This is a genomic window from Pseudomonas sp. (genome assembly GCF_051660785.1).
Classification (GTDB): domain Bacteria; phylum Pseudomonadota; class Gammaproteobacteria; order Pseudomonadales; family Pseudomonadaceae; genus Aquipseudomonas.
This window is the reverse complement of the sequence record NZ_JBOFQE010000094.1, coordinates 25117-40599: the sequence shown is the minus strand read 5'-3', so window position 1 is coordinate 40599 and position 15483 is coordinate 25117. Positions and strand designations below refer to the sequence as shown.

Below are 15483 nucleotides of genomic sequence, written 5' to 3'. Positions count from 1 at the left end.
CGGCTTGCTGGCGATGAGGTCCGCGAGCCATACGTCGCCAGTGCGGCCGCCATCGCCAGCAAGCCGGCTCCTACAGGGAATCAGCGGTGAATGGGGACCAGCCATTGGTCTGATTGCATTCGCGACGGGATGGGTTAGTGTGGTTCTACCTTCCAAAACAATAAAAACAGGCTTTCCAATGAGCCAGAGTCTCAGCCAGCTGCGTAAATTCGTTTCGCCTGAAATCATCTTCGGTGCCGGTTGCCGGCATAACGTCGGCAACTGCGCCAAGACCTTTGGTGCGCGCAAGGTGCTGGTGGTCAGCGACCCCGGTGTGATTGCCGCCGGTTGGGTGGCCGATGTCGAAGCCAGCCTGCAAGCCCAGGGCATCGATTACTTTCTCTATAGCGACGTTTCGCCCAACCCGCGGGTCGAGGAAGTCATGCGCGGTGCCGAGCTGTACAAGGAAAACCACTGCGATGTGATCGTCGCGGTCGGCGGTGGTAGCCCGATGGATTGCGGCAAAGGCATCGGCATCGTCGTCGCCCACGGACGCAACATCCTTGAGTTCGAAGGCGTTGACACGATCCGCGTGCCCAGCCCGCCGTTGATCCTGATTCCGACCACCGCCGGCACCTCGGCCGATGTCTCGCAATTCGTGATCATTTCCAACCAGCAAGAACGCATGAAATTCTCCATCGTCAGCAAGGCCGTGGTGCCGGACGTGTCGCTGATTGACCCGGAAACCACCCTGAGCATGGACCCGTTCCTGTCGGCCTGTACCGGCATCGATGCGCTGGTGCATGCCATCGAAGCGTTCGTCTCCACCGGGCACGGACCGCTGACCGACCCGCATGCGCTGGAAGCCATGCGCTTGATCAACGGCAACCTGGTGCAAATGATCGCCAACCCTACGGACATTGCCCTGCGCGAGAAGATCATGCTCGGCAGCATGCAGGCCGGCCTGGCGTTCTCCAACGCGATCCTCGGCGCGGTGCACGCGATGTCCCACAGCCTCGGCGGCTTTCTCGACCTACCGCATGGATTGTGTAACGCGGTGCTGGTGGAACACGTGGTGGCGTTCAACTACAGCTCGGCACCGGATCGCTTCAAGGTGATCGCCGAGACCTTCGGCATCGATTGCCGTGGCCTCAATCACCGGCAGATTTGCGGGCGTCTGGTCGAACACCTGATTGCCCTGAAACATGCGATCGGCTTCCATGAAACCCTCGGTTTGCACGGGGTCAGCACCGCAGACATTCCGTTCCTGTCGCAACACGCCATGCACGACCCGTGCATCCTCACCAACCCGCGCGAATCCAGCCAGCGCGATGTCGAGGTCGTCTATGGCGAAGCCCTCTGACGAGCAGCAGCGCGCGCTCGCCGGGCTACTGGGATTAGGCAGCCACTCGGCGCGCAAGAGTCATTATCCGGAACTCTCCGCACGGCTGGACGAGCTGGAAGCCGAGCGCAATCGCTACAAGTGGCTGTTCGAAAACGCCGTGCACGGGATCTTCCAGGCCAGCCTCACGCAAGGCATGCGCGCCGCCAACCCGGCGCTGGCACGGATGCTCGGCTACCAGGACCCACAAGAGGTGCTGTTTTCGCTGGCGGACCTGGCGAGCAACCTGTTTATTGGCGGTGCCCCGGAGCTGGAAAACATCGGCGAAATCCTCCGTCACCAGGGCAGCTTGCACGGCTATGAAACCCAGTTGCGGCGCAAGGACGGCAGCAGCCTCGACGTGCTGATGAACCTGCTGCTCAAACCCGATCAGGAAGGGCTGGTGGAGGGCTTTGTCGCCGACATCACCGAACGCAAACTCGCCCAGCAACGCCTGCAACAACTCAATGACGAACTGGAGCAGCGGGTTACCGCGCGCACCAATGAATTGCTGGAAGCCAACCGAAACCTGCAACAGCAGATCACCCAGCGCAAACAGATCGCCGAAGCCTTGCGCGATGCGCGGGACGCCGCCGAGGCGGCCAACCGCAGCAAGGACAAATACCTCGCCGCCGCCAGTCATGACCTCTTGCAGCCGCTCAACGCCGCGCGTTTGCTGATCTCGACGTTGCGCGAGCGCAAGTTGCCGGAAGTCGAGCAGGTGTTGGTGGAGCGAACGCATCAGGCTCTGGAAGGCGCAGAAGATCTACTTACCGATTTGCTGGATATTTCCCGACTCGATCAAGCAGCGGTCAAACCGGACGTTGCGTTGTACCGCCTCGACGAATTGCTCGCGCCGCTGGTCTCGGAATTCCAGTCGGTGGCCGAGGCCGCCGGGTTGAACCTGCGGGTGCACATGGGCGATTACGCCATTCATACCGACTTGCGCTTGATGACGCGGATCCTGCGCAACTTCCTTAGCAATGCCTGCCGTTATACAGATGAGGGCAGCATTCTGCTGGGGGCCAGACGGCGTGGCGATATGTTGCGTCTGGAAGTGTGGGACACCGGGCGCGGGATCGCGGCGGATCGACTGCATTCGATCTTCCTCGAGTTCAACCAGCTGGATGTCGGGCGCGCCGCCGACCGCAAGGGCGTGGGGCTGGGGCTGGCCATCGTTGAGCGGATCGCCAAGATCCTCAACTACCGGATCCAGGTCCACTCACGGCCGGGGCACGGCTCGGTGTTCAGCATCGACGTGCCAATTTCCCATGAGATTCCGCTGCCGATCAGTCTGGCCGCGCCGCAGCCGGGCGCGGGCAATCCATTGCCGGGCCGGCGACTGCTGGTGCTGGACAACGAAGTGAGCATTCTGGAGAGCATGAGCGCGCTGCTCGGGCAGTGGGGCTGCGAGGTGGTCATCGCCACGGATGAGCACTCAGCGCTGGCCGCTTTGAAGGGGCGGGCGCCGGAATTGATTCTCGCGGATTACCACCTCGATCACGGGATCGTCGGCTGTGATGTGGTGCGGCATTTGCGCGAGCATTTCAATCAGGCGATTCCAGCGGTGATCATCACCGCCGATCGCACCGACCAGTGCCGGCGTTCGTTGCAGCGACTCGACGCGCCGCTGCTGAACAAACCGGTGAAACCCGGCAAATTGCGCGCGGTGTTGAGTCAGATGCTGGGCTGATCAAGCGGGCGATAGTGCAGGCTGAAGCCGAGTTCGACCGATTGACCTTGCTCCAGCAAACGCAACCCCGGACGGCCGGGCAAGTGGTGTGCATTGACGGGATGGCTCACCGGTTCGATGCAGAAAAAGCCTAAATCCACCGGGCAGTAGAGCAGGTAGTAATCGCTGCCAGTGGCCTGGCATTCCAGTTCATAACCGAGCTCGGGTTGCTGGATCAGGCAATGACCGTCCCATTCGCAGAAACCGTTATCGATCAGTGTGTCGGGCAGCGCTTTGAGTTGCCGAAAGTCCCACTCGGCGGGCAGCCCCATCAGCTCGGTCGGTAGCTTCGATCCGTCGCACAACCAGGTTTTTTCAGCTTTGGCCTGTAGCCGGGTGTTCGCTGTGCGCGGAAAGTACGGATGCAGTCCGAGCCCATGCCACGCGGGGTGTTTGGCCAGGTGCGTGACGTGCAATTCGATGCTCAATCGGCCCTCGTTCAGATGAAACCGCTGCCGGGCGCGATAGGCGAAGGGGCTTTTGCTATTGAGTTGCAGGACGACTTCGTCCTGGGTCTGCGACACCACCTGCCACGGTTGTTGCCAGGCGCTGCCGTGAATCGGCAGTGGGTCGGTAAGGCTGTTGGGCGTCAAGGCGAGCCAGCCCTCGGGGCAGTCGAAACCTCCTGCGGCGATGCGGTTTGACCATGGCACCAGCGGGTAGCAGCCGAGTTTGCCTGGCAGGCCGGTGTTCAGCGCGTGGGCGTCGTTGTGGCGTAACAGCGGCTGCCCGGTGCTGCGAACGGTCCAGTTGACGAGGCTGCCGCCGAGCTCGGGGGCGAGGGTGAGATGGGTGAGATCGTCTTTGAGTTCGATGAGAGTCGTTTTCATGGCGTTCTGCAAAGGAATGTGAAAGTGCTTTTGTGGCGAGGGAGCTTGCTCCCGCTCGGCTGCGCAGCAGTCGCAAAGTCAGGCAACTCGGTCTTCCTGAAAAATTGCAGGGGGCCGCTGCGCGACCCAGCGGGAGCAAGCTCCCTCGCCACAGGGAGTCTTGCTCACCAACCGCTTTTACAACACCAAATGCGGCAACCACAGCGACAGCGCCGGAATGTAGGTCACGGCCATCAGCACCAGGAACAGCACGCCGTAGAACGGCAGCAGCGCTTTCACGGTTTTTTCGATGCTGACTTTGCCCACGGCCGACCCCACAAACAATACCGCGCCCACCGGCGGCGTGATCAATCCAATCCCCAGGTTCACCAGCATGATCATGCCGAACTGCACCGGGTCCACGCCAATGCCCAGAATCACAGGCATCAGGATCGGTGTCAGGATCAGGATCAGCGGCGCCATGTCCATCACAGTGCCGAGCAACAGCAGCATGACGTTGATGCACATCAGGATCACGTAACGGTTGTCCGACAGGGTCAGGAACATCGTGGTGATCTTCGCCGGAATCTGCATCAGGGTCATGATGTAGCCGAAGCTCGCCGCGAAGCCGATCAGGATCATCACGATCGAAATTGTCCGCACCGTACGGTGCATCAGTTTCGGCAGCTCGCTCCACTTGTAGTCGCGGTAGATGAACATGGTCACAAAGAACGACCACAGCACCGCAATCGCCGCCGATTCAGTGGCAGTAAAAATGCCCGAGAGAATCCCGCCGAGAATGATGACCATGGCCATCAGGCCCCACATCGCTTCGCCGCAGATTTTCAGCGCTTGCTTGAGAGGAATGACTTCGCCCTTGGGGTAGTTGCGCTTTTTCGCGAAGATCAGGCACAGCACCATCAGGCACGCGCTCATCAACAGGCCCGGCACTACGCCGGCCATGAATAGCGACGCAATCGACACCGTGCCGCCCGCCGCCAGCGAGTAGAGCACCGAGTTGTGGCTTGGGGGCGTCAGCAGGGCTTGTACCGAGCCGCTGACGGTGACCGCCGTAGCGAATTCCCGGGGATAACCACGGCGTTCCATTTCCGGAATCAGCACCGAACCGACCGAGGCCGTGTCGGCCACCGAAGAGCCCGAGATCGCGCCGAAGAAGGTCGAGGCCATGATGTTAACCAGCGACAAACCGCCACGGACAAACCCGACCAACACGCCGGCAAACGCCACCAGCCGCCGGGACATGCCACCCTCGGCCATGATCGCGCCCGCCAGGACAAAGAACGGAATCGCCAGCAAGGAGAATTTGTTCACGCCGCCCGCGACCTGAATCATCAGCGCCTGGAACGGGATGTCGATCCACCACGCGCCGATCAGGGCGGAAAGCCCCAGTGCGTACGCAACCGGCATGCCGATCAGGATCAACGCAATAAAACTGCCCAACAGAATCAACGCGTCCATTCAGGCAGCCCCTTCGCTTTCTTCAACCAGGTCGAAACGCACGACCCGACGGTTGCTCTGGTCACCGAGCAAGAGTTTTTCCAGCACAAAGATCAGTGTCAGTAATCCGCCAATCGGAATCGGCATGTAGGTGATGCCGACGCGCAATCCAGGCATCGCGCTCATGAACTGATTCCAGGTCGACAGGCACAGCTTTGTGCCCCAGATCGCCATGAACAGGCAAATGGTCGCCATCAACAGCTGGGAGAAAATACTCATGGCTTTGCGCAACTCGGGCGCCATGCGATCAGTGAGCATCGCCACCGCCATGTGCGCACCGGCACGGTAACTGGCGGCGGCGCCGATGAAGGTGAAGACCATCATCAGCAAGATGGCGGTGGGCTCAGGCCAGCTTGAGCCGGTGCCGAGCACGTAACGGGCGAAGACACCCCAGGGAATGATCAGGGAAATCGTCAGGACCGACAGACCGGCGACCCAGATGCAGGTCATGTAAATCCGGTCGTTGATGCGTAGCAGCAGATTCTTCATCGGGTTCCACCGTAACCGGGCGCGCGCTGACATACACCAACGTCAACGGCGCCGGGCCTTTCATGAGGGCAGGGAGGGTTATTGAACGGCTTCGATACGCTTGATCAGGTCGGCGTAAGGCGCGCCGTATTTTTCGCGGATCGAGGCGGTGGCCTCATAGAAAGGTTTCTTGTCGACGGTGATGAACTCGACGCCCGCGGCCTTGAGTTTCTCTTCGCTGCTGGCGGATTTCGCGTCCCACAACGTGCGCTCCTGCGCCTGTGCGGCCTTGGCGGTTTTCTTCACCAGCACTTGCTGCTCGGGTGTGAGTTTGTCCCAGGTGATTTTCGACATCACGATCGGCTCAGGCAGGATCAGGTGCCCGGTCAGGCTGTAGAACTTGGCGTTCTGGTAGTGGTTGTGTTCAAGCAGGGTCGGCGGGTTGTTTTCCGCGCCGTCGATTACGCCGGTCTGCAAGGCGCTGAAGATCTCGCCAGTGTCCATAGCAATACCGTTGCCGCCCATGGCGTTGATGGTCTCGATGAACATCGGGTTGCCTTGCACGCGGATTTTCATGCCCTTGAGGTCAGCGAGGCTGCGCACCGGTTTCTTGGTGTAGATGTTCCGCGTGCCGCCGTCCATCCAGGCCAGGGCTACCAGGTTGAATTCGGAGTTGGTGATCTTGTCGAGGATCTCGTCGCCGACGTCACCATCGATGACTTTGCGCATGTGCGCCTGATCGCGGAACACGAACGGCATGTTGAACACGTTCACATCCGGCACCACCGGCCCGACGATGCCAAGGCTGACCCGGGCCATCTGAATGGCGCCGACCTGGGCCTGTTCAACCACTTCTTTTTCCGAGCCGAGCACACCGCCGGCGAACATCTTGAAAGTCAGTGCGCCGTTGCTGTCGGCCACCAGGGTTTTGCCCAGTTGTTCTTCGGCGACCACGGTCGGGTAGCCGGCAGGGTGGATGTCGGCGAATTTGATTTCCAGCGCCTGGGCGGCGCTGCTGAGGGTGAAGGCCAGGGGGAGTGCAGCGGCGAGCAAGGTGCGTTTGAAGTCCATGGGGGTGTCTCCAGTTTGTTATTTTTTTTGTATTCAAGGCGCAGCGGTGCAGCAGAAGCGGTTTAAAGCAGATCGTTGAACAACGGTTCGGGTAAACCTTTGACGCCGGGATCGAGGGCGAACACGCCGCCGGCCAAGGACTGAGGGTCATGGTCGTCACCGGGGCGGATCGAGGTCACGAACAGCGTGTCCAGTCGACTGCCACCGAAGGCGCACATGGTGGGTTTTTTCACGGGGACGGCGAGGGAACGGTCCAGTCGACCGTCCGGGGTGAAACGGTGAATCAGCCCGGCGTCGTTGGCACAGATCCAGTAACCGCCTTCGGCATCAACGGCGGCGCCGTCGGGACGGCCGGGGAACTGATTCATGTCGACGAACAGACGCCGATTGGACGGTGTGCCGCTGTCGATGTCGTAATCGAAGGCCCAGATCTGCTGGACGTTGGGATGGGAATCCGACAAGTACATCGTCCGGCCATCCGGGCTGAAGCCCAGACCGTTGGGCACGATGAAGCCGTCGAGTCGTGCGTCAAGCGGCCCACGCTGCCCGGCGCTGTAGCGATACAACGTGCCGTCGGCAGCGTTGGCGCCCATGTTCAGCACCATGCTGCCAGCCCAGAAACGCCCCTGACGATCACAGCGACCGTCGTTCAGGCGCATGTCAGCGCGGGCATGATCGACGTGCGCAAGCAGTTCGGCGTCAAGGCTGCCGTCGTTGTGTGGCTGCAAATGGAAGAAGCCGCTTTCCATCCCGGCCACCCAGCCGCCATCGCTGTGACGGGCGATGCAGGCGAGCATTTCCGGGGCGGTCCAGGCATGGACATGACCGCTGTCGGCGCTCCAGCGCTGCAGTCCACCGGCTGGAATATCGACCCAGTACAGGGCATTTTCCTCGGGGACCCAGACCGGGCTTTCACCGACCGCGTTTCGGGCATCGACAATCAATTCGGCTTGCATGGCAACTCATTCCCTTGGGTTTTTGTTGTGGGGATCAAGTGAAGTCAGCGGATTCAGTCACCGAACGGGCCGGCGGCCACAAAAGCGCCACCCTGGTAAACCATGGCCGGGTCGTCAGCGGCGGGCATCGGCTGGGCTTCGACTTTTTCGCGGAACACTTCGGAGCTGTCCTGAGGCGCAAAGCCCAAGGCGGTCGCGAAACGGTTGTCCCACCAGACGTTCTTGTTGTCGGACATGCCGTAGACCACGGTGTGGCCGACGTTCGGCGCGTACAGCGCGCGTTCGAGCAAGTGGGTCAGGTCGCCGAAGCTCAGCCAGGTGCTCATCATTCGGCGGTTTTGCGGTTCCGGGAACGAGGAGCCAATGCGGATGCTGACGGTCTCGATGCCGTAGCGATCGAAATAGAAACTGGCCATGTCTTCACCGTAGGACTTGGACAGGCCGTAGTAGCCGTCCGGGCGGCGAGGGCAGTGGGCGTCGATGATTTCGCCTTGCTTGTAGAAACCGATGACATGGTTGGAACTGGCGAAGATCACCCGCTTCACGCCATGGCGGCGCGCGGCTTCGTAGATGTGGAAGATGCCGCAGATGTTGGCACCGAGGATTTCTTCAAACGCGTGCTCGGTCGATACGCCACCAAAATGCAGGATCGCGTCCACGCCTTCGACCAGTTGGTGCACAGCCAGTTTGTCGGCCAGATCGCAGGTGACGACTTCTTCGCGGTCATCGACGGCCGGTGCCATGTTGGCGATGTCTGACAGACGAATGACGTTGGCAAAAGGGCGCAGGCTTTCGCGCAAGACTTTCCCGAGTCCACCGGCCGCACCGGTCAGCAGCAGGCGATTGAAAGGGGCTGTAGGAGTGGTCGTCATGGAAGTCCCTGTATACGCAATTATTGTTGTAGGTTGTCGTATGACTTTGTCGAAGTATCGTAAGGCTTCCCGAGTCTTGTCAACGCGACTTTGGTTGAAAATGACGGAGGGTCATCGCAGTGACACGTCTATCTGAGAATCACACCGACCCTGTAGGAGCGAGCCTGCTCGCGAAGACGGAGTGTCAGTCGACATATAAGTTGTCTGGTACACCGCTTTCGCGAGCAGGCTCGCTCCCACATTGATTGGGTAAGACCTGAAAACAGGTTTGAGCCAGCCAGCAAAAAACGCCTTACAGCAACGAGATCGGGTAGCTGATGAAAATCCGGTTTTCGTCGAATTCGTTGGTGCTGAAGCTCTTGCGAATGGTCGCATTGCGCCATTTGACGTTGAGGTTCTTCAGCGGGCCGCTCTGCACGGTGTAGGCCAGTTCCGATTCGCGGCCCCATTCCTTGCCGTCGGTGATCACCCCTGTGTGCACGTTATCGCCGCTGATGTAGCGGTTCATCATCGTCAGACCGGGAACGCCAAGGGCGACGAAGTTGTAGTCGTGGCGCAGCTGCCAGGATTTTTCCTTGGCGTTGTCGTAGCTGGAGTTGTAGCTGTCGTTGGCCAGGGTGCCGCCGCTGGTGCCGTTGACGCGCATCCAGACATCGTCACCGCTGAGTTTCTGCAAGCCGACGTAGAAGGTGTTGCCGCCGTACTTGGCCGAGAGCATGGCGAACGCGGTTTTGTTGTCCAGGTCGCCGGCGAAGGCGCTGCCGTCTTCCTTGCCGATGAAGTAGCCGAGGTTGGCGCCCAGGGTCCAGTCGCCGAGGGGCTGGCTGTGGCTCAGGTTGAAATACTGCTGCTGATAGATGTCGCTGAGTTCCGAGTACCAGACGCCGACCTGGGTGCGCTTGTCGTTGAAAGCGTATTCGCCGCCGCCGAAGTTGAAGCGGTCCGAGGTAAACGCGGCTTTGGTGTTCATTGACATGTCTTCCATGCTCGCATCGTTGCGCGGGCTGTTCTGGCGGAACTGGCCGCCATAGAGCGTCAGGCCGCTGATCTCGGTGGACGTCACCTGGCCGCCCCGGAAGGTTTGCGGCAGCGAGCGACCATCGTCGGAGCGCAGGATCGGCAGCACCGGCATCCATTCGCCGACCTTCAATTCGGTCTTCGAGATTTTGCCTTTGAGCGCCACGCCCATGCGGCCGAAATTGTCGGCAGGGCGGCCGTCGTCGTGGATCGGCAGCAGCTGCGTGCCGCCCGTGCCTTTGCCACCGTCGAGTTTTTGCGAGTACAGACCCAGCACGTCCACGCCGAAACCGACGGGCCCCGGCGTGAACCCGGACCTGGCGTCGAGGATGAAGTTTTGCGTCCACTCTTCAGCCTTGCCCTGTGGGTAGGCCGGATTGGTGTAGTTGCGATTGAAGTAGGCGTTGCGCAGGTTCAGCGTGGCTTTGGCGTCATCGACGAACCCTTCTGCGTTGCTGGTCATGGGCAAGGCGAAGGCCAGGCTGCTGCAACCGATCAGGCTCAGGGTGTGGCGGCGTACGAAGGTCGGGCGAGGAGTGCTGGCGAAGGAATTGCGGACGAGTTGGCTCACAGTGACGCTCCCTTTTTTTCTTGTTGTTTTTATTTTTTGTTATACGTCGTCGTACAACATTGGGTCGATTATTTGCGGGGCTTTCAGGGATTGTCAATCAGAAGTTATACGATGACTTGTCGAGGCGCCCCGATCCCCTGTGGGAGCGAGCCTGCTCGCGATAGCGGCCTGACATTCAATATTGAGGTGTCTGACACTCCGATATTGCGAGCAGGCTCGCTCCCACAGGGGGATCCGGTATTAGCTCACGATCATCGGGGGCAGGGTGCCCAGCAGGGAAACCGCCGCGACCGCGACAATTCCCAGTAACCATTCCACGATCACGCTGGTTCTCAGCGTCACCAGGCGTTGCTCACACGCCTTGATCCGCAGCCGATTGAACAACGCCAACCCCAGCATCATGGCCACTAACACCACTTTGATCAGCAAAATCAACGCAAACCCGGACAGCAACGGGGTCGGCCAGAATTGCCCGGTGAGGACGCGAACGTTGATCAATCCGGTCACCAGCAACCCCGCGACCAACGCGTAACCGACGCCACTGAATCGCAGCAATATTGCGCGGATGGCAGGGCCCGTCGGTTGCCGCAGGATCATCACCAACAGCATCAAACCGCCGAGCCAGGCACCGACGCAGGTCAGGTGAATAATTTGATTGAGGATCAGCAATTGGCCTTGTACGCCGTCGAGCATGGCACCGTGGCCGACCGGGGCGAGGGTCGCCAACAGCAGGCTCGCAAGGCTGAACCGCAGGGGCATGCTGGAACGCAATGGCGTCAGTAGCAGCGCCACTAACAGAACATTGAACAGCAGATGCCAGCGCCAGACCTGCCCGAAAAACGTATTGCCCAGCACCAGCCCCAGGGTCGACGGATCGAAGGCCGCATCCCAGGCCCCGGCCATGCTGGCGGTGATCAGCAGCAACCAGCAGACACCAGTGACCAGCGCCACCGCCGCGAGCAATCGGGTCACTCGCGCCAGCGGTTGATCCAGCGCCATATCACGGCCCAACAGCAAAGGCCTGAACACCGAGGCCCCGAACAGCATCAACACCACGGCGAAATGCAGAAAGCGGCACAGCACCATCGCGCTGGTCATGAATTACTGGCCAACCTTAAAGCTGTAAGCGCCTTCACTTTTGTGGGTATCGACCGACACCGCATGCCATTCGACTTTATAAGCACCGGCCGCCAGTGGTGCGGCGGGTGTGACGATCAGGGTTTTCTTGTCACTGCCTTCGGTGGCCAGGTTTTTCACCGGCGCCTCGGTTCCGTCCTTGCTGATGGTGACCTTGGTGAAGGTCGCTTCGACGCCTTCGGAAAACACCAGGCGCAGTTCCGTTGGCGCGACTACGGTGCTGTCGGCAGCCGGGGTCTGGCTTTTCAGATGGGCATGGGCAAATACCGACGAAGCGGCGAGCAGCGAGCCGAGCAGGGAGGCGGTGGTCAGGGCTTTCTTGAGCAGCATCGTGAAGACCTCGGAGGCAGGTTCGAAGACGCGTCAGTTTACCTTCGAGAACCTGGGTGCACGAAGTTTCGTTTTCCCTTGTCGCCGCGAGGTAGAGCGGATGCTAGTCTGGGCCTTCGCAGTTGTCAGGGAGCCCTCATGGGCAATCACAAGATCGAGATTCGTCGCAGTAACGTCGAGAAGATTTTGCTGGGGGCCGAGAAGGTCTTCGCCGAAAAAGGCTTCGGTGGCACCGCCATGGCCGACATTGCCGCCGAAGTGCAACTGCCGCGCTCCAATCTGCATTACTACTTCAGCACCAAGACCGAGCTGTACAGCGCGGTGTTGTTCGATCTGCTGGAGGTGTGGAAGCAGGACGCGTTGTGCTTTGAGATGTTCGATGATCCGCGCGTGGTGCTCAGCAGTTACATCCGCGCCAAGATGAACCACTCCCGCAGCCGGCCTTATGGCTCGAAAGTCTGGGCCAACGAAATCATCCACGGCGCCCCCACGTTGGGCGTGGCGCTGGACGCGAGCCTGTACGACTGGGCCAAGATGAAGGAAGCGAAAATCCGTCAGTGGGTGGACGACAGACGCATTCTGCCGGTGGAGCCTTCAAGCCTGCTGTACATGATCTGGGCGTCGACCCAGCATTACGCTGACTTTGATCATCAGGTGAATATTCTCAACGATCATCAGCCGCTGTCGGACATGCAGTTCGAGCGGGCGGTGCAGACGGTGACGAGTGTGATATTGCGGGGGATCGGGTTGGAGCCTTGAGAATATCGGTGTTCTTTCCCCTCACCCCAGCCCTCCCGAAACGTCGGACCGCCCCAGTGGGGAGAGGGGCCGATCTCCATGTTGTTCAAAACCTGAATTCGACTCGGTATCTCAGGTCGCAGTTTTTCGAACAAACACATCGGTCAGTCCCCTCTACCCCCTGGGGAGAGGGTTAGGGTGAGGGGCGGTTTCAGGATCAGTACCCAATCTAAAGGGCGACATGGTACGGATTCCTCGGATCATGATTCCAATCCAGAAACGGCTTCCCATTCTCCATTGGCACCATCTCAATGCAATCCTCCACCGGGCAAGTGATCTGGCACAGGTTGCAGCCCACGCATTCGTCATCAATCACTTCATACTTATGCGTCCCGTCCGCCTGCTTCAGGCTGGCCACCGCCTGGTGTGAAGTATCTTCGCAAGCGATATGGCAACGCCCGCAGCCAATGCACGCTTCCTGGTCAATCTTAGCGATCACCTGATAATTGATGTCCAGGTACTTCCAGTCCGTGGTGTTGCCCACCGCACGCCCGGAAAACTCCGAAATACTGGCGTAGCCCTGACTGTCCATCCAGCGTGACAACCCGTCCTTCATCTCCTCGACAATCCGGAAGCCATGCAGCATCGCCGCTGTGCACACCTGCACCGAGCCGCTGCCCAGGGCGATGAATTCCGCCGCATCGCGCCAACTGCCGATGCCGCCAATGCCGGAGATCGGCAGGCCTTGGGTCTGCGGATCACGGGCGATCTCAGCGACCATGTTCAGCGCAATCGGCTTCACCGCCGAACCGCAATAACCGCCATGGGTGCTTTGGCTGCCAACGGCAGGGTTGGCAACCATGCGCTCCAGGTTGACGCTGGTGATCGAGTTGATGGTGTTGATCAGCGACACCGCATCGGCACCGCCGCGATGGGCCGCACGGGCAGCGACGCGGATGTCGGTGATGTTCGGCGTGAGTTTGACGATCACCGGCAACGAACAATACGTCTTGCACCAGCGTGTGACCTGCTCGACGTACTCCGGCACCTGGCCGACCGCCGCGCCCATGCCGCGTTCCGGCATGCCGTGGGGGCAACCGAAGTTCAGTTCGATGCCGTCGGCGCCGGTGGCTTCCACCAGCGGCAGGATGAATTTCCACGATTCTTCGACGCAGGGCACCATCAGCGAAACGATCAGTGCGCGGTCCGGCCAGTCCTTTTTGACCTGGGTGATTTCCCGCAGGTTGATCTCCAGCGAACGGTCGGTGATCAGCTCAATGTTGTTGAAACCCACCACTTCACGGTTGGCACCGAAGAGCGCGGAGTAGCGCGAAGACACGTTGACTGCCGCCGGGTCTTCACCCAGGGTTTTCCAGACCACGCCGCCCCAGCCGGCCTCGAACGCGCGAACCACGTTGTAGGCCTTGTCGGTCGGCGGCGCAGAGGCTAGCCAAAATGGATTGGGGGATTTGATGCCGGCGAAGACTATCGAGAGATCGGCCATTTACGCAGCCTCCACGTTGAGCATCAGTTGAGCGTTGATGGCTTCGGCAGCCCGTTTGCCATGCTGCACGGCTTGCACGGTGAGGTCCTGATCGAGGCTGGTGCAGTCACCACCGGCATACACGCCGGGGATGCTGGTGCGCAGCTGTTCATCGACCTGGATTCGATCGCCCTGGCGCATGAGTTCGCGCGCCAGAGGATCGGTGAGGGCGCTGGCATCGAAGGCTTGGCCGATGGCTTTGAAAATTGCGTCGGCGGCCAACTCGAAGGTTTCGCCAGTGGTTTGCAGGCGACCCTCGACCAGATGCGTGCGGGCGAAACGCATGCCGCGCACGTTGCCTTGGTCGTCGAGCAGCAGCTCTTCGGGCTGTGCCCAGGTCAGCAAGCGCACTTGATTGGCTTTGGCGATGTCCTGTTCGTGGCCGGTGGCGCCCATGTCCTCGACACCACGGCGGTACACCAGATTCACGTCGCGAGCCCCAAGGCGAGCCATTTGCACAGCCATGTCGATGGCCGTGTTGCCGGCGCCGAGGACGATGCAATGATCCGCGAGCGGCAGTTGGCTCAGGTCATCCGCCTGACGCAGTTCACGGATGTAGTCGGTGGCAGCGAGCAGACCGGGCGCATCTTCGTGAGGCAAGCCGAGTTGTTTGCTGGCGGCCAGGCCGAGGCCGAGGAACACCGCGTCGAATTGCTGATGCAGTTCGCTGAGGGTCAGGTTCTCGCCGAGTTTCTGCCCGTGGCGGATTTCGATGCCGCCAATCGCCAAGAGAAAATCCAGTTCCTTCTGTGCGTAGTCATCCACCAATTTGTACTTGGCGATCCCGTATTCGTTGAGGCCGCCAGCCTTTTCCCGGGCCTCGAAAATCACCACGTCATGACCATGCATGGCACTGCGGTGAGCGCAGGACAACCCAGCCGGGCCGGCACCGACCACGGCGATGCGTTTGCCGGTGGCGGCGGCGCGCTGGAAGGGGTGTTCGCTGAAGTGCGCGTTGTCGACGGCGTAACGCTGCAACAGACCGATCAGCACCGGTGCGCACTCGTGATCGTTGTTGCGCACGCAGGCTTGCTGGCAGAGGATTTCCGTCGGGCATACCCGGGCGCAGCTGCCGCCGAGGATATTCGCCGAGAGGATTTTCTGCGCGGCGCCCTGAACGTTTTCCTGATGGATATTGCGGATGAACGACGGAATATCGATCTCGCTCGGACAGGCATTCACGCACGGCGCGTCGTAGCAATACAGGCAGCGCGAGGCTTCCAGATGCGCCTGACGGTCGTTGAGCGGCGGCGCCAGGTCGGTGAAATGGCCAGCGAGGGCGGCCGCATTCTCATAGGGGTGCGGGAGGTGGTTCAGGGTCTTGATCACGGTGTTGGCCTCACGGTTATTTGAGGTGATGC

General features: G+C 60.4%; 14 protein-coding genes. 3 read left to right on the top strand and 11 right to left on the bottom strand.

Features of this window, described 5'->3' with window-relative positions; all coding sequences use genetic code 11:
- Positions 1–178: 178 nt before the first annotated feature.
- The gene (ercA, locus tag ACRC4F_RS27295) at positions 179–1342 is read left to right on the top strand and encodes an alcohol dehydrogenase-like regulatory protein ErcA (RefSeq protein ID WP_438662146.1); all 1164 of its coding nucleotides are present in this window, start codon (positions 179–181) and stop codon (positions 1340–1342) included.
- Positions 1326–3053: a PAS domain-containing hybrid sensor histidine kinase/response regulator gene (locus ACRC4F_RS27290; protein WP_438662145.1), complete on the top strand. Its 1728-nt coding sequence runs from the start codon at positions 1326–1328 to the stop codon at positions 3051–3053. The genes ercA and ACRC4F_RS27290 overlap by 17 nt, the downstream gene beginning before the upstream one ends.
- On the opposite strand, the gene ACRC4F_RS27285 is transcribed toward ACRC4F_RS27290, so the two are convergent.
- The 9 genes from ACRC4F_RS27285 to copC all read right to left on the bottom strand — a co-directional run bounded on the left by ACRC4F_RS27285 (position 3038) and on the right by copC (position 11841).
- Positions 3038–3922: an aldose 1-epimerase gene (locus ACRC4F_RS27285; RefSeq protein WP_438662144.1), complete on the bottom strand. Its 885-nt coding sequence runs from the start codon at positions 3920–3922 to the stop codon at positions 3038–3040. The two genes, ACRC4F_RS27290 and ACRC4F_RS27285, sit on opposite strands and share 16 nt — an antisense overlap.
- Positions 3923–4099: 177 nt before the next feature.
- Positions 4100–5380, bottom strand: a complete 1281-nt coding sequence (locus ACRC4F_RS27280; protein ID WP_438662143.1) for a TRAP transporter large permease — start codon at positions 5378–5380, stop codon at positions 4100–4102.
- Complete coding sequence (locus ACRC4F_RS27275; protein WP_438662142.1) at positions 5381–5908, bottom strand: TRAP transporter small permease; 528 nt, start codon at positions 5906–5908, stop codon at positions 5381–5383. It abuts the gene before it with no gap.
- Between the two features lie 78 nt (positions 5909–5986).
- A complete protein-coding gene (locus ACRC4F_RS27270) occupies positions 5987–6958 on the bottom strand; it encodes a TRAP transporter substrate-binding protein (RefSeq protein WP_438662141.1) in 972 nt (323 codons plus the stop codon).
- Between the two features lie 62 nt (positions 6959–7020).
- Positions 7021–7914 carry an SMP-30/gluconolactonase/LRE family protein gene (locus tag ACRC4F_RS27265; RefSeq protein WP_438662140.1) on the bottom strand — a complete coding sequence of 298 codons (894 nt, stop codon included), beginning with the start codon at positions 7912–7914 and terminating at the stop codon, positions 7021–7023.
- Positions 7915–7967: 53 nt separating this feature from the next.
- Positions 7968–8786 carry an NAD-dependent epimerase/dehydratase family protein gene (locus tag ACRC4F_RS27260; RefSeq protein ID WP_438662139.1) on the bottom strand — a complete coding sequence of 273 codons (819 nt, stop codon included), beginning with the start codon at positions 8784–8786 and terminating at the stop codon, positions 7968–7970.
- A gap of 292 nt (positions 8787–9078) precedes the next feature.
- Positions 9079–10374, bottom strand: coding sequence for an OprD family porin (locus tag ACRC4F_RS27255; RefSeq protein ID WP_438662138.1), 1296 nt, complete (start codon positions 10372–10374; stop codon positions 9079–9081).
- A 240-nt stretch (positions 10375–10614) separates the two neighbouring features.
- Entirely contained in the window at positions 10615–11472 is an 858-nt protein-coding gene (gene copD / locus ACRC4F_RS27250; RefSeq protein WP_438662137.1) for a copper homeostasis membrane protein CopD, read from the bottom strand.
- Between the two features lie 3 nt (positions 11473–11475).
- On the bottom strand, positions 11476–11841 hold the full coding sequence (copC, locus tag ACRC4F_RS27245; protein ID WP_438662136.1) for a copper homeostasis periplasmic binding protein CopC: 366 nt from the start codon (positions 11839–11841) through the stop codon (positions 11476–11478).
- 138 nt (positions 11842–11979) lie between these two features.
- On the opposite strand from copC, the gene ACRC4F_RS27240 reads away from it, so the two are divergent.
- Complete coding sequence (locus ACRC4F_RS27240; RefSeq protein ID WP_438662135.1) at positions 11980–12600, top strand: TetR/AcrR family transcriptional regulator; 621 nt, start codon at positions 11980–11982, stop codon at positions 12598–12600.
- A 208-nt stretch (positions 12601–12808) separates the two neighbouring features.
- Here ACRC4F_RS27240 and preA read toward each other — a convergent pair whose 3' ends face one another.
- Together preA and ACRC4F_RS27230 are read right to left on the bottom strand one after the other, a co-directional pair.
- Positions 12809–14083, bottom strand: a complete 1275-nt coding sequence (preA, locus tag ACRC4F_RS27235) for an NAD-dependent dihydropyrimidine dehydrogenase subunit PreA (RefSeq protein WP_438662134.1) — start codon at positions 14081–14083, stop codon at positions 12809–12811.
- On the bottom strand, positions 14084–15451 hold the full coding sequence (locus ACRC4F_RS27230) for an NAD(P)-dependent oxidoreductase (protein WP_438662149.1): 1368 nt from the start codon (positions 15449–15451) through the stop codon (positions 14084–14086). It lies immediately after the preceding gene.
- Positions 15452–15483: the final 32 nt, after the last annotated feature.